The organism is Hydrogenophaga sp. (assembly GCF_051007235.1).
Taxonomy (GTDB): Bacteria; Pseudomonadota; Gammaproteobacteria; order Burkholderiales; family Burkholderiaceae_C; genus Hydrogenophaga.
Genome location: NZ_JBPCSJ010000071.1, coordinates 1 through 15,455, shown reverse-complemented (window position 1 = coordinate 15,455; position 15,455 = coordinate 1). Strand labels below are relative to the sequence as shown.

The 15,455-nt window shown below is 68.6% G+C and carries 14 protein-coding genes, 1 other RNA gene and 2 pseudogenes; 10 read left to right on the top strand and 7 right to left on the bottom strand.

Going from position 1 to position 15,455, the window contains the following annotated elements; all coding sequences use genetic code 11:
• Positions 1-46: 46 nt before the first annotated feature.
• Positions 47-322, top strand: a pseudogene (locus ACR2JA_RS02450) (GTP-binding protein); the annotation flags it as partial.
• Here the strand turns inward: ACR2JA_RS02450 and ACR2JA_RS02445 are convergent.
• From ACR2JA_RS02445 to dapF, 5 genes and pseudogenes are all read right to left on the bottom strand, one after another.
• A pseudogene (locus ACR2JA_RS02445) lies at positions 311-1,411 on the bottom strand (class I SAM-dependent rRNA methyltransferase); the annotation flags it as partial. The pseudogenes ACR2JA_RS02450 and ACR2JA_RS02445 overlap by 12 nt on opposite strands.
• A gap of 257 nt (positions 1,412-1,668) precedes the next feature.
• Complete coding sequence (locus tag ACR2JA_RS02440; RefSeq protein WP_434007545.1) at positions 1,669-2,166, bottom strand: DsrE family protein; 498 nt, start codon at positions 2,164-2,166, stop codon at positions 1,669-1,671.
• Positions 2,167-2,227: 61 nt separating this feature from the next.
• Positions 2,228-3,172: a tyrosine recombinase XerC gene (locus ACR2JA_RS02435; protein WP_434007544.1), complete on the bottom strand. Its 945-nt coding sequence runs from the start codon at positions 3,170-3,172 to the stop codon at positions 2,228-2,230.
• 95 nt (positions 3,173-3,267) lie between these two features.
• Positions 3,268-3,948, bottom strand: coding sequence for a DUF484 family protein (locus ACR2JA_RS02430; RefSeq protein ID WP_434007543.1), 681 nt, complete (start codon positions 3,946-3,948; stop codon positions 3,268-3,270).
• A 20-nt stretch (positions 3,949-3,968) separates the two neighbouring features.
• Entirely contained in the window at positions 3,969-4,844 is an 876-nt protein-coding gene (dapF, locus tag ACR2JA_RS02425) for a diaminopimelate epimerase (RefSeq protein WP_434007542.1), read from the bottom strand.
• Between the two features lie 181 nt (positions 4,845-5,025).
• On the opposite strand from dapF, the gene ACR2JA_RS02420 reads away from it, so the two are divergent.
• The 9 genes from ACR2JA_RS02420 (at position 5,026) to ACR2JA_RS02380 (ending at position 13,523) form a co-directional block, all read left to right on the top strand.
• Positions 5,026-6,033, top strand: a complete 1,008-nt coding sequence (locus ACR2JA_RS02420) for an ABC transporter ATP-binding protein (RefSeq protein WP_434007541.1) — start codon at positions 5,026-5,028, stop codon at positions 6,031-6,033.
• A gap of 56 nt (positions 6,034-6,089) precedes the next feature.
• Positions 6,090-7,370 (top strand): ABC transporter substrate-binding protein, encoded by a 1,281-nt coding sequence (locus ACR2JA_RS02415; RefSeq protein WP_434007540.1) that lies wholly within the window; start codon positions 6,090-6,092, stop codon positions 7,368-7,370.
• A 145-nt stretch (positions 7,371-7,515) separates the two neighbouring features.
• Positions 7,516-8,439, top strand: a complete 924-nt coding sequence (locus tag ACR2JA_RS02410; protein WP_434007539.1) for an ABC transporter permease — start codon at positions 7,516-7,518, stop codon at positions 8,437-8,439.
• Between the two features lie 90 nt (positions 8,440-8,529).
• Positions 8,530-9,411 (top strand): ABC transporter permease, encoded by an 882-nt coding sequence (locus ACR2JA_RS02405; protein ID WP_434007538.1) that lies wholly within the window; start codon positions 8,530-8,532, stop codon positions 9,409-9,411.
• Between the two features lie 112 nt (positions 9,412-9,523).
• On the top strand, positions 9,524-10,216 hold the full coding sequence (locus tag ACR2JA_RS02400) for a GntR family transcriptional regulator (RefSeq protein WP_434007537.1): 693 nt from the start codon (positions 9,524-9,526) through the stop codon (positions 10,214-10,216).
• Entirely contained in the window at positions 10,213-10,956 is a 744-nt protein-coding gene (locus ACR2JA_RS02395) for an aspartate/glutamate racemase family protein (RefSeq protein ID WP_434007536.1), read from the top strand. The genes ACR2JA_RS02400 and ACR2JA_RS02395 overlap by 4 nt, the downstream gene beginning before the upstream one ends.
• Before the next feature lie 102 nt (positions 10,957-11,058).
• Entirely contained in the window at positions 11,059-12,759 is a 1,701-nt protein-coding gene (locus tag ACR2JA_RS02390; RefSeq protein WP_434007535.1) for an MBL fold metallo-hydrolase, read from the top strand.
• Positions 12,756-13,073, top strand: a complete 318-nt coding sequence (locus ACR2JA_RS02385; RefSeq protein WP_434007534.1) for a hypothetical protein — start codon at positions 12,756-12,758, stop codon at positions 13,071-13,073. The genes ACR2JA_RS02390 and ACR2JA_RS02385 overlap by 4 nt, the downstream gene beginning before the upstream one ends.
• Positions 13,074-13,112: 39 nt before the next feature.
• Complete coding sequence (locus tag ACR2JA_RS02380) at positions 13,113-13,523, top strand: low affinity iron permease family protein (RefSeq protein WP_434007533.1); 411 nt, start codon at positions 13,113-13,115, stop codon at positions 13,521-13,523.
• An 8-nt stretch (positions 13,524-13,531) separates the two neighbouring features.
• Here the strand turns inward: ACR2JA_RS02380 and rnpB are convergent.
• Positions 13,532-13,881, bottom strand: an RNA gene (gene rnpB, locus ACR2JA_RS02375) — RNase P RNA component class A.
• 104 nt (positions 13,882-13,985) lie between these two features.
• On the bottom strand, positions 13,986-15,362 hold the full coding sequence (locus ACR2JA_RS02370; RefSeq protein WP_434007532.1) for an MATE family efflux transporter: 1,377 nt from the start codon (positions 15,360-15,362) through the stop codon (positions 13,986-13,988).
• Positions 15,363-15,455: the final 93 nt, after the last annotated feature.

Sequence of the window (15,455 nt, the reverse complement as noted above, 5' to 3'; positions counted from 1 at the left end):
TCTCTGCACTACACTCCCGGCCTGTTTTTTGCTAACGGAACCCGCCATGTCGCTCATCCCCGCCACCATCCTCACCGGCTTCCTCGGCTCGGGCAAAACCACGCTGCTCAAGCGCGTGCTGACCGAGGCCCACGGCCAGAAGATCGCGGTGGTCGAGTACGTGTTCGGCGATGAGAACTTCGACAACGAGATCCTGGTCGCCGACACGCAGGAAAACATCGACAACGACATTCTGGTGTCGGATACCGAAGAGCAGATCATCCAGATGAGCAATGGCTGCATCTGCTGCACCATCCGTGAAGACCTGCGCCAGGCGCTGCAGGATGGCGCCGTCCACGCCCGCGTCCAGCCCGGCCGAGGCCACGATCTTGTGGAACAGCTCCACACCGATGCCACCCGAACACGAGAAGGTGAACAGCACACCGCCCGGCGGTAGCAGTTTGAAGGCCAGGCGGTTGATGTCTTTGTAGGCGCGGGCGGCGCGCTCGGCGTGCGCCGCGGTGGGCGCCAGCTTGGGCGGGTCGAGCACGATGGCATCGAACCGCCGGCCTTCGGCCACGAACTGGCGCAGCGAGGCGTTGACATCGGCATCGATGAAGGTGGCCTGTGCCGGGTCCAGCCCGTTGAGCAGCAGGTTGGCACGCGCCTGCTCCAGCGCAGGGCCAGACGAGTCGATGCTGGTCACGTGCCCGGCCCCGCCCGCCAGCGCCGCCACCGAGAAGCCGCCGGTGTAGCTGAAGCAATTGAGCACCTGGGCGAACTTCAGGCGCTTGGAATATTCGTGCAGCGCCAGCCGACTGTCGCGCTGGTCGAGGTAGTAGCCGGTCTTGTGGCCCAGGGCGATGTCCAGCCCCAGGCGCCAGCCGTGCTCCTCCAGCTCAAAGGCCGTGGGGCCATCGCCACGCAGCCAGCCCGTCACCTCGGGCAGGCCCTCCAGGGCGCGCGAACTGGCGTCCGAGCGTTCGTACAGACGGGTGCAGCCGGTCAGATCGAGCAGCGCATCGGCGATCGCGTCTTTCCAGCGCTCCACGCCCGCAGCGCCAAACTGCGCCACCAGCGTGTCGCCGTAGCGGTCCACCACCAGGCCGGGCAGGCCGTCGGATTCGCCGTGCACCAGCCGCAGGCCGTTGCTGGCAATGCCCATGCGCTCGCGCAGCGCGATGGCGCGGCGCAGCGTCTCGCGGAAGAAGGCGGCGTCGATGCGCTGGGCCTGGTCGAAGCTCCAGGCGCGCACGCGGATCTTGGAACTGGGCGAATACGCGCCCCAGGCGAGGAACACGCCTTCGTGGCTGTCCACGCGCACGGTTTCGCCGGTGTCGGCGCTGCCCTTGGCGATGGCGCCGTCGAACACCCAGGGGTGGTGGCGTTGCAGCGAACGCTCTTTGCCGGGCTTGAGTCGGATGGTTTTCATCCGGGTATTGTCCCCCCCCGCGCAAGGAGGCTCCCCCCGCGCCGCCTGCGGCGTCACCCCCCAGGGGGCGATGCGTGTGGCCCGGCGAAGCCGGTTCCACCGCATCCTTGATAACAATCACATTCGCCGGAAGGGCTGTTGCTCCAGGGCACCGCGGAACCGGCTTTGCCGGGCCGCCAGTGCCGCCCCCTTGAGGGGGTCGCGCGCAGCGCGGCGGGGGTGGGCCGAACCTGCGGCGCGGGGGGGTAGGTACCGCTTCAAGGCCTCAGATAGACGAAGCCTTCGCGGGCCTGGAGCTTGGCCACCTCGGCCACGCCCGAGGGCACGATCCTGGCTTCGAGCACCACCTTGTCGGCCTCGATCTTGCGCGAGGTCAGGGTGTTGTTGCAGACGCGGAACTCCACGCCCTTGGCCGCCAGATCGGCGATGGCGCCGGCGAAGGGCTGCTCCATCTGGTTGGTGGCGCCCTGCAGCAGGAAGTCGATGCCGAGGCCGTGTGCGACGACCACGATCTTGGCCTGGGGGTCGGCCGACAGGTGGTTGCGGATGTTGTTCACCGCGCGCGAGGCCTGCGGGATGCCTTCGCTGAGGTGGTACACGGTCTTGATGACATCGTCGGCGGCCTGCGAGGGCGCGGCCGCAGCCAGGCAAAGGGCCATCAGGGCGGCCTTGAAGGCCATCAGCAGTCGGTTCATGGGGTTTCCTGTCAGGGGACGTTTTAAAAAGAAGCAAACAACGATATTTGCAAACAGCATTTTGCCGCCGGCCGCGATGGGCGTTGCCGCGGGTATTCCCGCCCGGCCCGGCCCGGCCCGCTCAAGGCTTGGCCGGGCCGCGGCCTTTGGCCCGCGGGTGCGCCGCGTCATACACCTGCGCCAGGTGCTGGAAGTCCAGCCGGGTGTAGACCTGCGTGGTGCTGATGCTGGCGTGGCCCAGCAGCTCCTGCACCGCGCGCAGGTCGCCACTGCTTTGCAAGACGTGGCTGGCAAACGAGTGGCGCAGCATGTGCGGGTGCACCGGGGTGTTCAGGCCCGCCAGCATGGAGCGGCGCTTGAGCCGCACGCGGATCTGCTGCGGCGTCAGGCGCTGGCCACGGCCGCCGATGAACAGGGCCGGGTCGTCCTGGGCCCAGTCACCCCGCACCGCCAGCCACTGCGCCAGCGCCGCCAGCGCGGCACGGCCCACCGGCACACTGCGGCGCTTGCTGCCTTTGCCCAGCACGTGGGCTTCGCCGGCCTGGGGGTCGATCCAGCCGCGCGCGGTGCCGCTGGCCGCCACGTCCAGCCCCACCAGTTCACCGATGCGCAGGCCGCAGCCGTAGAGCAGTTCGGTGATGCAGCGGTCACGCGCTTCCAGGCGCGGGTCGTCGTCTTCCTGCACGTGCGTGGCCAGTTGCACCGCGTCGTCCACGCCCAGCGCCTTGGGCAAGGGTTTGCCGGCCTTGGGGGCTCGCACGTCCTGCACCGGGTTGTGGTCGATCAGGCCCTGGCGGCCCAGCCAGACATAGAGGCCGCGCCAACCCGACAGGATGAGCGCGATGCCGCGCGCGCTGCGCCCGCCGCTGTGCATCTGCGCCACCCAGCGGCGGATGTGGGCGTTCTGCACCTGGCGCAAGCCCACACCAGCGGTCTGGGCGTTCGCCTGCAATTTGTCCAGGTCGGCGGTGTAGAGAATGACCGTGCGCTCGGCCAGGCGTTTCTCCACCCGCACATGGTCCAGGTAGGCCTGGACCAGCTCGGCGTCGGTGGCCGATGCCAGCATGGGTCAGGCGTACGAACGGCCTGCCGCCGGGCCGCCCCAAGGCAGGCCAGCCCCAGCGGGGAGCAGCGCGGTACACGAAGTGACCAGCGTGGGGGTCATGGTCTCAGGCGCGACAGCGATGCCGCGGTCAGTTCACCGATGCGCTCCAGGAAGTCGGTGCCCATGTCGGCCGCGAAGCGGTGCACATCGGGCGAGGCCAGCACCAGCAGGCCAAACGCCTGCGGGCCGTCGCCGGCGCGCAGGGGGATCAGCGCCAGGGAAGCCGCCGCGGACGGATCGGCCAGCCAGGTGGCCGCTTCCAGCCCACGGTTGGCGCCACAGTAGGGTTTGGAGAGCGAGGTCGCGAACGCCGGGGCGTCGGCGCTGGCGCCCTGGGCGCAAGGCAGCGCGGCAAAGTCCGGTGCCACGCCCCAGAGCTTGACCACCACCTGCGGCACACCGAAATGCGCCGCCACGCCGCTGGCCACCACCTCGGGCAGCTCGGCCGCTTCGCGGGTGTTGAGCAGTTGCAGGGTCCAGCGCTGCAGCCGGTCGGCGATGGCGGTGTTCTCGTGGCCGTGGCGGATCATCTCGGCCGCCTTCATCTCCAGGCCCTTGATCTTCTCTCGCAGCATCTCGGCCTGACGCTCCTGCAGACTCACCGCGCGCTGGCCGTGCGGGCTGGTCAGCTGCACCGCGGCCAGCAGGCTGGCGTGACGCTCGAAGAAATCGGGCGTGTTGGCCAGGTAGTTGGCGATGTCGTCTTCGGTGATCGGGGGAATGGTGGCGTCGGTCATGGGGCGTCCCTGGAGGGTGTTCAGGCCAGATCGGGAATCTCGATCTCGCCTTCAAAAACGGAGGTGGCGGGGCCGGTCATGAAGACCGGTGCGTCGTGAGTCGGCGTGTCCTGCCATTCGATGGTGAGCACGCCGCCGTGGGTCTGCACGTTCACCTGTGCGTCCAGCAGGCCCAGGCGGATGCCGGCGACCACCGCCGCGCAGGCACCGGTGCCGCAGGCCAGGGTCTCGCCGGCGCCGCGCTCGTACACACGCAGGCGCACTTGCGAACGGTCCACCACCTGCAGGAAGCCGGCGTTCACCCGGGCCGGGAACTGCGCGTGGCGTTCGATCTGCGGGCCCCAGGTGGCCACCGGCGCGGTGTCCACGTTGTCCACCAGCAGCACGGCGTGCGGGTTGCCCATTGACAGCACGGCCACCGCGGCCACGTCGCCGCCGGCCAGCGGCAGGCTCCAGCGCTCGAAGTTCCCCATCGGCACCGGCATCAGGCCCGCGGCATCAAAAGGCACGCGCGCCCGGTCGAAGGTGGGCGCGCCCATGTCCACGGTCACACGGCCGTCCTCGTTCAGGCGCAAGCTGATCTCGCCGTGCTTGACCTTCACGCGGACCGGGTTCACATCGGTCAGGCCCTTGTCGCGCACAAAGCGCACGAAGCAGCGCGCACCGTTGCCGCAGTGCTCGACCTCGCCGCCATCGGCGTTGTGGATCACGTACTCGAAGTCCACCCCGGCCGAGGGCGCGGGGCGCACCGACAGGATCTGGTCGGCGCCGACGCCGAAGTGGCGGTCGGCCAGGAAACGGTACTGGGCCGCGCTCAGGCCCAGGCGGCCGCGCGTCTCGTCGAGCACGACGAAGTCGTTGCCCGCGCCCTGCATTTTGGTGAAGTGCACTCGCATGGTTCGATTATCGGCCCACCCCGGTGCGCGTCGTGCCGGTGCGTGCGCACCGCCGCGGACCGGCATGCACCGCGCCCGACCCATTGCGCACAAAGCCGGTGCTTTTTTGTATGCAATCTTGTGCAGATTGCATACAAAACGGGGGTGCAGAGGCTGGCATGGCTCGTGCAAGACGGTGGACATGGACGCCTCCACCCCCGCCCCCGCCGCCGTCGAACTCATCGCCCTGACCAAACAGTACGGTCCGGGCGCCGTGGCGGTCGACGCCATCGACCTGCGCATCGCCGCCAACAGCTACTGCTGCCTGCTCGGCCCCTCGGGCTGCGGCAAGAGCACCACGCTGCGCATGATCGCGGGGCACGAAAGCACCAGCAGCGGCGACATCCTGCTGGAGAACCGCAACATCACCAGCCTGCCCGCCGCCGCGCGCGGCACGGCCATGATGTTCCAGAGCTTCGCGTTGTTCCCGCACCTCTCGGCGCTGGACAACGTGGCCTTCAGCCTGAAGATGAAAGGTGTGGCCAAGGCCGAGCGCCACGCCCGCGCGCAGGACCTGCTGCAGCGCGTGGCCATGGGCCACCTGGCGCAGCGCAAACCGGGTGAACTCTCCGGCGGCCAGCAGCAGCGCGTGGCGCTGGCGCGCGCCCTCATCACCCAGCCGCGCGTGCTGCTGCTGGACGAGCCGCTGTCGGCGCTCGACCCTTTCCTGCGCATCCAGATGCGCGCCGAGCTGCGCCACTGGCAGCGCGAACTGGGCCTGACCTTCATCCACGTCACGCACAGCCAGGAAGAGGCCATGGCCCTGGCCGACACCATGGTGGTGATGAACCACGGCCGCATCGAACAGGTCGGAGCGCCCCACACCGTCTACAACCGACCCGCCAGTGAATTCGTGGCCCGCTTCATGGGCGGCCACAACGTGCTCCACACCACCGCCGGCAAGGTGGCCGTGCGCAACGACCATATCCGCCTCGCGCCCGCGAGCAGCACCGGCTGGCCCGCCACGGTGCAGGACGTGGAGTACCAGGGCACCTACGTCCTGCTGGGCCTGCGCCTCGAAGGCGAGGCTGCCACCGGCCCGGTCTCGGTCATGTTGCCCGAGGCCGATTTCGTGCAGCGCCCCTACGCCCCCGGCGAACGCGTGGACCTGAGCTGGGACCCGGCCCGGGCCCACGCGCTGGCCGCCTGATCACCCGCGCTCCCCTTTTTCCGTTCCTTCCCCCCACCCCACCCAGGAGTTCACCCATGTCCGATTCCACCGAAATCCAGAACACCGGCCTGTCGCGCCGCAGCCTGCTGCAGGGCACCGCTGGCATGGCCGGCATCCTGGCCAGCGGCCTGGCCCCGAGCGTGCACGCGCAAGAGAAGATCACCCTGCGCTACCTGGGCACCGCGGTGAACCAGGACAAGACCATTGCCGAGAAGTTCGAGAAGGACACCGGCATCAAGATCCAGTACGTGGCCGTGACCACCGACGAAGTGACCAAGCGCGCCGTCACCGCCCCCAACAGCTTCGACCTGATCGACACCGAGTACTTCTCGCTCAAGAAGATCGTGCCCACCGGCAACCTCAAGGGCATCGACGTCAAGAAGATCAAGAACGCCGACAAGATCACCCCGCTGTTCACCACCGGCACCGTGGCCGGCAAGGCCGTGGGCGACCAGGGCACCGCGCCCAAGAAGGTGATCTACCTCGAAGGCGAGAAGAGCAAGGTCTTCGCCAAGAGCCCGACCCAGTTCATGAGCCTGATCCCCACGGTCTACAACGCCGACACGCTGGGCATCCGCCCCGACCTGATCAAGCGCCCCATCAATTCCTGGGCCGAACTGCTGAACCCGGAGTTCAAGGGCAAGACCGCGATCCTGAACATCCCGTCCATCGGCATCATGGACGCGGCCATGGTGGTGGAAGCCATGGGCATCCACAAGTACAAGGACAAGGGCAACATGAGCAAGGCCGAGATCGACCTGACGATCAAGACCTTGATCGAAGCCAAGAAGGCCGGCCAGTTCCGCGCCCTGTGGAAAGACTTCAACGAATCGGTGAACCTGATGGCCTCGGGCGAGGTGGTGATCCAGTCCATGTGGAGCCCCGCCGTGACCGCCGTGCGCACCAAGGGCATCGCCTGCAACTTCCAGCCGCTCAAGGAAGGCTACCGCGCCTGGGCCGCCGGCTTCGGTCTGCCCGCCACGCTGTCGGGCCGCAAGCTCGACGGCGCCTACGAATTCATCAACTGGTTCCTCGACGGCTGGGCCGGCGCCTACCTCAACCGCCAGGGCTACTACAGCGCCGTGCTGGACACCGCCAAGGCCAAGATGGAAGCCTACGAATGGGCTTACTGGATGGAAGGCAAGCCCGCTTCGCAGGACATCAAGAGCCCCAACGGCGACGTGCTGGCCAAGGCCGGCGCGGTGCGCGACGGCGGCAGCTACGAAGCGCGCATGGGCGGCATCGCTTGCTGGAACGCGGTCATGGACGAGAACGAGTACATGGTCAGGAAGTGGAACGAATTTGTCGCGGCCTGACGGACTCCCCCCGCGCCGCGCCTGCGGCGCGTCACCCCCCTGAGGGGGGCAACACGAGCGGCCCGGCAAAGCCGGTTCCGCCGTGTTCTCGACACAGGCATTTCGCTCCGGACGCCCACTTGTTCACCCCTCACGTTGTCACTCCATGAGCAGTCCATCCACCTCCACTGCGGCGCTGGTCACCGACAGCCCCAACCGCACCGTGCCCGCCGGGTGGCAGGCCGCGCCGTACACGCTGGTGTTCGTGCTGTTTTTCCTGATCCCGCTGGGCCTGGTGCTGATGGTCAGCTTCTGGGACTTCAACGAGTACGAGCTGATCCCGGCCTTCACGGTCCGCAATTACCTGTCCATCTTCGAGGGCTGCTCCGCGCTCACCGAGCACGGTGATTTCTGCGTCACGCTCTCGACCTACCTGTCCACGCTGAAGTTCAGCTTCCTGGTCTGGCTGATCACGCTGGTGCTGGGCTTTGCGGTGGCGTATTTCCTGGCCTTCCACGTGCGGTCTTCGGGCATGCAGACCGCGCTGTTCGTGCTCTGCACCGTGCCCTTCTGGACGTCCAACGTCATCCGCATGATTTCCTGGGTGCCGCTGCTGGGACGCAACGGCCTGGTCAACCAGAGCCTGCAGGGCATCGGCCTGATCGATGAACCCATCGAGTGGCTGCTGTTCTCCGATTTTTCGGTGGTGCTGGCCTTCGTGCACCTCTACACCATGTTCATGATCGTGCCCATCTTCAACAGCATGATGCGCATCGACCGCAGCCTGCTCGAAGCCGCCAGCGACGCCGGGGCGAGCGCCTGGCAGACGCTGTGGAACGTGATCGTGCCGCTGTGCAAGACCGGCATCATCATCGGCTCGATCTTCGTCATCACCATCGTCATGGGCGACTTCGTGACCATCGGCGTCATGGGCGGCCAGCAGATCGCCTCGGTCGGCAAGATCATCCAGGTGCAGACCTCCTACCTGCAGTTCCCGCTGGCCGCGGCCAACGCGGTGATCCTGCTCGCCGTCGTTCTCATGATCATCTGGGGCCTGACCCGGCTGGTGGACATCAGAAAGGAACTGTAAACATGACAACCCCCACGTTCCCCACTGCGTGTGGTCACTGCCCCCCGAGGGGGCGCTCAACGCCCTTCGGGCGGCCGGGCGGGCGCTGATATGCAAGCCCGAGTCTCCGACGCGCGCGCCGCCGGCTTCTGGCCCTTGGCCGCCGTGTTCGCCCTGTTCGTGCTGTTCATGTACGGCCCGATGTTCGTCATCTTCGTGCTCTCGTTCCAGGGGCCGGAAGGCGGCCTCACCTTCCCGATGCGCGGCACCTCACTGCACTGGTTCCGCCAGCTCGCAGAAGGCCTGGGCACGGTGGACATCGGCGCGGCGTTCACCCGCTCGCTGATGCTGGGCGCGGTGGTGATGGCCTTCACCGTTGTGCTGTCGGTGCTGGCGGGCCTGGCCTTCCGCAAGAAGCTGCGCGGCGGCAACGCACTGTTCTACGTGACGGTGGCCAGCCTGATCATGCCGTCCATCATCGTGTCGCTGGGCATCGGCCTGCAGTTCCGCCTGCTCGACGGCGGGCTCAAGTGGCTGCTCGAAGCGGTGGGCGCGACCACCACGCTGGAGGAATACGGCACCGCGCTGGGCCTGTTCACTTCCGCCCTGGGCGCGCACCTGACCTGGACCCTGCCCTTCGGCCTGCTGATCATGTTCGCGGTCTTCAACCGCTTCAACCCGGCGTACGAGGAAGCGGCGCGCGACCTCGGCGCCACACCTTGGCAGACCTTCCGCCACGTGGTGCTGCCCTTGATCGGCCCCTCGGTGGTCGGCATCGGCATGTTCGGCTTCACGCTCAGCTGGGACGAGATCGCCCGCACCTCGCAGGCCATCGGCGACGTCAACACCCTGCCGCTGGAACTGCAGGGCCTGACGGCCACCGTCACCACGCCAGCCATCTACGCGCTGGGCACGGTGACCACGGTGGTGTCCTTCGCGGTGATGGGCATCACGGTGGGGCTGGCCCTCTGGCTGAAGAAGAACAAGAAATGACCCCCCTGCGCCGCTTCGCGTCTTCCCCCCTCACGAGGGGGGACCACACCAGTGGCCGGGCCCAGCCCGCTCCACGGTGTGTGCTGGACGGAGCATCTTTGGAGCCCACGGCATGAAGGCTGCGCCCACCGACCAGGCGATCTACGAGCGCATGGTTTCGGCCATCCTCGACCACCAGCTGCCGCCCGGCACCAAGCTGGTGGAAGACCGGCTGGCGTTGGCCTTCGGCGTCTCGCGCACACGCATCCGCCCGGTGCTGGTGCGGCTGGCCAATGAAAAGGTGGTCACGCTCACGCCCAACCGGGGCGCGGCGATTGCCGAACCCAGCGAAGCCGAGGCGCGCGAGGTGTTCGAGGTCAGGCGCATGATCGAACCCTTGCTGGTGGAGCGCTTCATCGTCCGCGCCACCGCGACTCACATCCAGGCGCTCAAGGCCTGCATCCGCGACGAAGAAGCCGCGCGCAAGGCCGGCGACATGCGGCGCGCGATCCGCCTCTCGGGCGACTTTCACCTGCAGATCGCCGAACACGCCGGCCACCAGACCCTGGGCGGCATCCTGCGCGAGCTGGTCTCGCGCACCTCGCTCATCCTCATGGCCTACAGCGCGCCGCACGCCCAGGCGCGCGAGGACGCCACCGCCTGCGGCTGCCAGGAGCACCGCGCCCTGCTCGCGGCCATCCAGCTGCGTGATGCGAAAGAAGCGGCGCGCCTGATGCGCGAGCACCTGGAACGTCTGGAGTCGCAACTCAGTTTCACGTCCACCCCTGAAGCGGCACCCGACCTGCTGGAACTGTTCAGTTCATGAAACGGTTGTTGGTCATCAACCCCAACACCTCGGAGCGCGTCAGCGCGCTGCTGCAGACGCACGTGCAGGCGGCCGCCGGATCGCACGTGCAGGTGCACACCGTCACCGCCCGCTTCGGCGCGCCCTACATCGCCGACGAATCCAGCTACGCGGTGGCCGCACACGCCGCGCTGGACGCCTGGGCCGCCGCGCTCGCCCACGACGGCCCCCAGCCCGACGCGGTGCTGATCGGCTGCTTCGGCGACCCGGGCCTGATGGCGCTGCGCGAGTCCAGCCCGGTACCGGTGACGGGTCTCGCCGAGGCGGCTTTCATCGAGGCCGCACGCCACGGCCGCTACGCCATCGTCACCGGCGGCGAGCGCTGGGGGCCGATGCTGCAACGCCTGGCACAGGCACTCGGTCAGGCGCAGCAACTTGCGGGCATCCACACCGTGGCGCCCACGGGGGCGCAGTTGGCCGCCGATCCGGCCGGTGCGCACCGCCTGCTGGCGCAGGCCTGCCGCGATGCGGCCCACCAGCTGGGTGTGCAGGCCGTCATCCTCGGCGGCGCAGGCCTGGCCGGCATGGCCGCCGCCCTGCAAGGCGACGTGCCGGTGCCGGTCATAGACAGCGTGACCGCCGGCACCCACTGGGCCCTGCGCACCACGCCGCTGCCGCCCCAGCGCCACACCGCGGGTTTCGACATCGCGTGGCAGGGGCTTTCGCCCGAGATGCGGGCACTCGGTCAGACAACGGCCTGACGGCCAGCCGATCGGCCAAGGGGTGGCCCGGCGGCGGACCGCGCCCCCACCCCCGCGGCGCCCGTTGCCACAACCGGGCCCGCGGTCGCCGTAACATGTGGCATGGTCCGCTCATCCCAACGCCTCCACCCCGCCCGCACGCCCGCCGCCGTGCGCCCCGCTGCCACCGTGCTGCTGCTGCGCGACGGCGACCGCGGCGTCGAAGTGCTGATGACCCGCCGCTCCATGACGGCGAGTTTCGCGCCCGGCGCCTACGTCTTCCCCGGCGGCGGCATCGACGCCGCCGACGCGCAGTCGCACGGCCAGTCCACCCGCCGGCCGACGCAAAGCGACCGGCACCTCACGCAGGCCATCGCCGCCATCCGCGAAAGCTTCGAGGAACTCGGCGTGCTGCTGGCCCGCCGTGCCGACGGATCGCATCTGGGCACGGCCGAGATCGCCAAGCTGGACCGCCAGACACCGTTTGCCGCCCAGTGCGCCGCGCACGGCCTGACCCTTTCGGGGGCCGAGGTCTTCGTGCTCGCACACTGGATCACCGACCGCGACCTGCCGCGCCGCTTCGACGTGCCCTTTCTTGTGGCCCGCATGCCGGCCGGCCAGCAACCGGTGGCCGACGAAGCCGAGCAGTTCGAGCCGCTGTGGGTGCGCCCGGCCGATGCGTTGGCCCGGCACGCGGCCGGTGACTTCTTCATCATCTTCCCGACCATCCGCACGCTGGAGCGCCTGAAGGCCTATGCCACGGTGGACGATGTGCTCCGGGCATGTGCGGTCAATGACGAACCCCTGTTCACCAGCTGCCCGCGCGCCGGGCTCCTGAACGGCCACGAGTCGCGCCACATGGAGCACGAACCGCCCTTCGGCGAACTGGCCCTGGTCTGCCCAGACGGCCAGATCGAGCATGAGCTGGCCTGGCAGACCGAGCGCCCAGTGCCGCTGCTGCGCAACGTGCAGCGCCTGACCGCGCCCAACCCCGGTTTCATGACCGGGCCGGGCACCAACAGCTACCTGGTCGGCGATCCGGCCAGCGGCCACATCGCCATCGACCCCGGCCCGGACGACGCTGAGCACATCGAACGCCTGTGGCGCGCTGCGGGCGGCGACATCCGCGCCATCGTCTGCACCCACTCGCACCCCGACCACTCGCCCGGCGCGGCGCGGCTGCAAGCGCTGTGCGCCAACGCCGGCCGGGCCGCGCCACCCATCCTCGGCCTGCCCAGCGCGCCCACCTCGCGCGAGAACAGCCGCTTCACGCCCGAACGCGCCCTGGCCGACGGCGAGCGCCTGACGCTGAGCGCGCCCGACGGCACGACCCACACCCTGCAGGTGGTGCACACCCCCGGCCACGCGGCCAACCACCTGTGCCTGCTGCTCGAAGAAGACGGATTGCTGTTCAGTGGCGACCACATCCTCAACGGCAGCACCACCGTCATCGATCCGCCCGACGGGCACATGGGCGACTACCTCGACTCGCTCGACAAGCTCGACCGGCTGTGCGCGGCACACGGGGTCGATTTCATCCTGCCCGCGCACGGCTACGTGCTGGGCGACCTGCAGCGCACGGCCGACAACCCCAGCGCGCCCGAACACGGTGGCGCGCGCGCGGCCATCGCCCACCTCAAGGCCCACCGCCTGGCCCGCGAGGCCAAGGTGGCTCGCGCCATGCAGGCCCGCCCCGACGGCACGGTGGACGACTGGGTGAAGCTCGCCTACGACGACGTGCCCGAGCGCCTGTGGCCGGTGGCCAAGCGCTCGATGCTGGCGCACGTGCAACACATCCAGAGCCTGGGAGGTTTCAACGCATGAAGACCGCTACTCTCCTGCGCACCGGCGCGGTGTGGCTGGCCGCCACGCTGCCTTTGATGGCCAGCGCCAACATGAACCTGGCCCTGGACAAGGGTTGCCTGAACTGCCACGGCACGCCACCGCGCGGCCAGGCGCCGACCATGGCGCAACTGGCCCAGCATTTCGCCAGCGCCCAGGGCAACGAAGCCGAGATCGCCCGGCGTTCGGCCCACCTGCGCGAACACCACCTGTTCGGCGGGGTGCCGGCCCACGAACGCCTCAGCGCCGACGAAGCCGAGCGCTTCGTGCGCTGGCTGGTGGACGGCGGCCGCTGATCGGTCGTTCAGCCCTCCACCACAGCAGAGGACACCGCCATGCAGAACAACCGCTGGTATTCGCGTTTCGCCAAAGCCGCGTCGCACTTCTGCGGGCGCCCGCGCGTGTTCACGCTCGCGGTGGCGGTCATCGTGGTCTGGCTGGTGACGGGGCCACTGTTCGGCTTCAGCGACACCTGGCAGCTGGTCATCAACACCGGCACCACCATCATCACGTTCCTGATGGTGTTCCTGATCCAGAACACGCAGAACCGCGACACCGAGGCGATCCAGGTCAAGCTCGATGAACTGATCCGCGCCACGCAGGGCGCGCACAACGCCCTGCTGGACCTGGAAGAGCTGGAAGAGGAAACGCTGGACGCGTTCAAGGCGCGCTACCTGGCGCTGGCCGCCGCCGCCCGCACCCGGCTGGACCGGGGGGCGCAGGACACGGACACGCCCGAGGCCTGAAAAATAAAGTGTGAAGCGCGCCGATAAGCCGGATTCTGTGCACCCGGGTTGCCCCGGATGTGACCGCCATTCCTCTGGGCCGGGGGTTGCCCACCCGGCTCGGTGCTACCTACCCGCCAGCTCCGCGGAACCACATCAACGCTGGCCTATTTGGTATTGCTGCGCGTAGAGATTGCCCGTTTCACCCGAACTGAATCGGCTCGTCTCTGTTGCTCTGATCCTCACCTTAGGACCCAACAGGTTGCCCCGTCAGGCTGGTCGGTGGAGAGGTGTTACCTCCTACGCTGTCCTGTGCAGTCCGGACGTTCCTCCAGCACACCCTTTCGGGTCTCGTGCCAGCGGCGGTCTGGCGCGCTTCACGGGCGTGATTATCCCGCACAAGGGATTCAGCGCCAGGCCGCCCCCAGCGGAATTCGCGCCCCCTTGGGGGGCAGCGACCCGCAAAGCGGCGGAGCGTGGGGGCTAAATCAGGCGCCGGATCTTGCGGTGCCGCCACACCCCCAGGTAGTAGCCCGATTGCAGCACCAGCATGGCCACATAGGCCACCGGGAAGGCGATCCAGATGCCCGCCAGGCCCATGCGGGCGTCGAGCCAGTAGGCCACCGGCAGCTGCACGCCCAGGATGCAGAACACCGAGATCGCCATCGGCACCAGCACGTCGCCGCTGGCGCGCATGACACCGCCGATCACCGCCTGGAAACCGAACACCAGGATGCTCCAGAGCATCAGGTGCAGCAGGTGCTGCGCCTGCGCGAGCACCGCGTCCTGCGTCAGGAACAGACCCAGCACCCAGCCCGAGGCCCCGTAGCCGAGCAGCACCAGACCCCCGGTGAGCACGGCGTTCAGGCCCAGGCCGGTTTTCAGGATCGGCCCCAGCCGTTCGGTGCGGCCCGCGCCGATGGACTGCGAGGCCAGGATGGACGCGGTGATGGCAATCGACAGGGCCGGGAACTGCACGTAGTTGACGATCTGCGTGACCGCGCCGTAGGCCGCCGTGGCCTGCGAGCCGTGACCGTTGACCAGCGACAGGATCACCAGCTCCGACAGCGAGAGCACCACCATCTGCAGCCCGGTGGGCAGGCCGATGCGCATGACCTTGCCCAGGATGGCGCGGTCCAGCCGCAGCGCGCGCAGCAGCACACGGTCGGGCGCCAGCACGTGACCCAGACGGCGCAGGCGCACCACCAGAAAGGTCAGCGCGGCCAGCTGCGAGACACAGCCGGCCAGCGCCGCGCTGCGGATGCCCAGCGGCGGCAGCCCGATCCAGCCCTTGATGAGCAAGGGCGTCAGCGCCAGGCCCAGGGTGGTGGAGACCAGCAGGGCCAGCAGCGGCGAGACGGTGTCGCTGACGCCGCGCAGCAGCTGCGTGAGCAGGATGAACACCAGCAGCAGCGGCATGAACAGCATCATCATGCGGGCGTAGGACACCGCGTCGTCCAGCACATCGGCCGGCGTGCCCAGCGCGGCCATGGCCTCGCGGGCGAACACGGTGCCGGCCACCGCGGCCGCCAGGCCGATGAGCGCGCCCAGCGTGATCGCCGTGCCGGCGATCTGCTTGACCTTGTGCGGCTCGCGCGCGCCCCAGGCCTGGCCGATCAGCACCGAAGCCCCCGAGCCCAGGCCGATGATCAGCGAGACGAAGAAGAACACGATGGGGAACATGCCCGAGACCGCGGCCAGCGCGTGCGTGCCCAGCATCTGGCCGATGTAGATGCCGTTGAGCGTGCCCGACAGGCCCTGCAGGATGTTCGACAGCACCATGGGCAACAGGAACACCAGGTAGACGCGCCACAGGGGCTTGACGGGAGGCACGGCGGTGCGATCGACAGAGGGGCTCATGCCCCGATTGTCTGCGGCGACAATAGCCCCCTCGCTGCTTGATCAACACAAGCCTCACGACACCATGATCCGCATCGCCGAACTCAAACTGCC

Excerpts from the sequence above, each read along its gene's own strand:
- ACR2JA_RS02440 (WP_434007545.1), bottom strand. The coding sequence starts at position 2,166 with ATGCTGTTTGCAAATATCGTTGTTTGCTTCTTTTTAAAACGTCCCCTG.
- ACR2JA_RS02435 (WP_434007544.1), bottom strand. The coding sequence starts at position 3,172 with ATGCTGGCATCGGCCACCGACGCCGAGCTGGTCCAGGCCTACCTGGAC.
- ACR2JA_RS02430 (WP_434007543.1), bottom strand. The coding sequence starts at position 3,948 with ATGACCGACGCCACCATTCCCCCGATCACCGAAGACGACATCGCCAAC.
- dapF (WP_434007542.1), bottom strand. The coding sequence starts at position 4,844 with ATGCGAGTGCACTTCACCAAAATGCAGGGCGCGGGCAACGACTTCGTC.
- ACR2JA_RS02420 (WP_434007541.1), top strand. The coding sequence starts at position 5,026 with ATGGACGCCTCCACCCCCGCCCCCGCCGCCGTCGAACTCATCGCCCTG.
- ACR2JA_RS02415 (WP_434007540.1), top strand. The coding sequence starts at position 6,090 with ATGTCCGATTCCACCGAAATCCAGAACACCGGCCTGTCGCGCCGCAGC.
- ACR2JA_RS02410 (WP_434007539.1), top strand. The coding sequence starts at position 7,516 with ATGAGCAGTCCATCCACCTCCACTGCGGCGCTGGTCACCGACAGCCCC.
- ACR2JA_RS02405 (WP_434007538.1), top strand. The coding sequence starts at position 8,530 with ATGCAAGCCCGAGTCTCCGACGCGCGCGCCGCCGGCTTCTGGCCCTTG.
- ACR2JA_RS02400 (WP_434007537.1), top strand. The coding sequence starts at position 9,524 with ATGAAGGCTGCGCCCACCGACCAGGCGATCTACGAGCGCATGGTTTCG.
- ACR2JA_RS02395 (WP_434007536.1), top strand. The coding sequence starts at position 10,213 with ATGAAACGGTTGTTGGTCATCAACCCCAACACCTCGGAGCGCGTCAGC.
- ACR2JA_RS02390 (WP_434007535.1), top strand. The coding sequence starts at position 11,059 with ATGGTCCGCTCATCCCAACGCCTCCACCCCGCCCGCACGCCCGCCGCC.
- ACR2JA_RS02385 (WP_434007534.1), top strand. The coding sequence starts at position 12,756 with ATGAAGACCGCTACTCTCCTGCGCACCGGCGCGGTGTGGCTGGCCGCC.
- ACR2JA_RS02380 (WP_434007533.1), top strand. The coding sequence starts at position 13,113 with ATGCAGAACAACCGCTGGTATTCGCGTTTCGCCAAAGCCGCGTCGCAC.
- ACR2JA_RS02370 (WP_434007532.1), bottom strand. The coding sequence starts at position 15,362 with ATGAGCCCCTCTGTCGATCGCACCGCCGTGCCTCCCGTCAAGCCCCTG.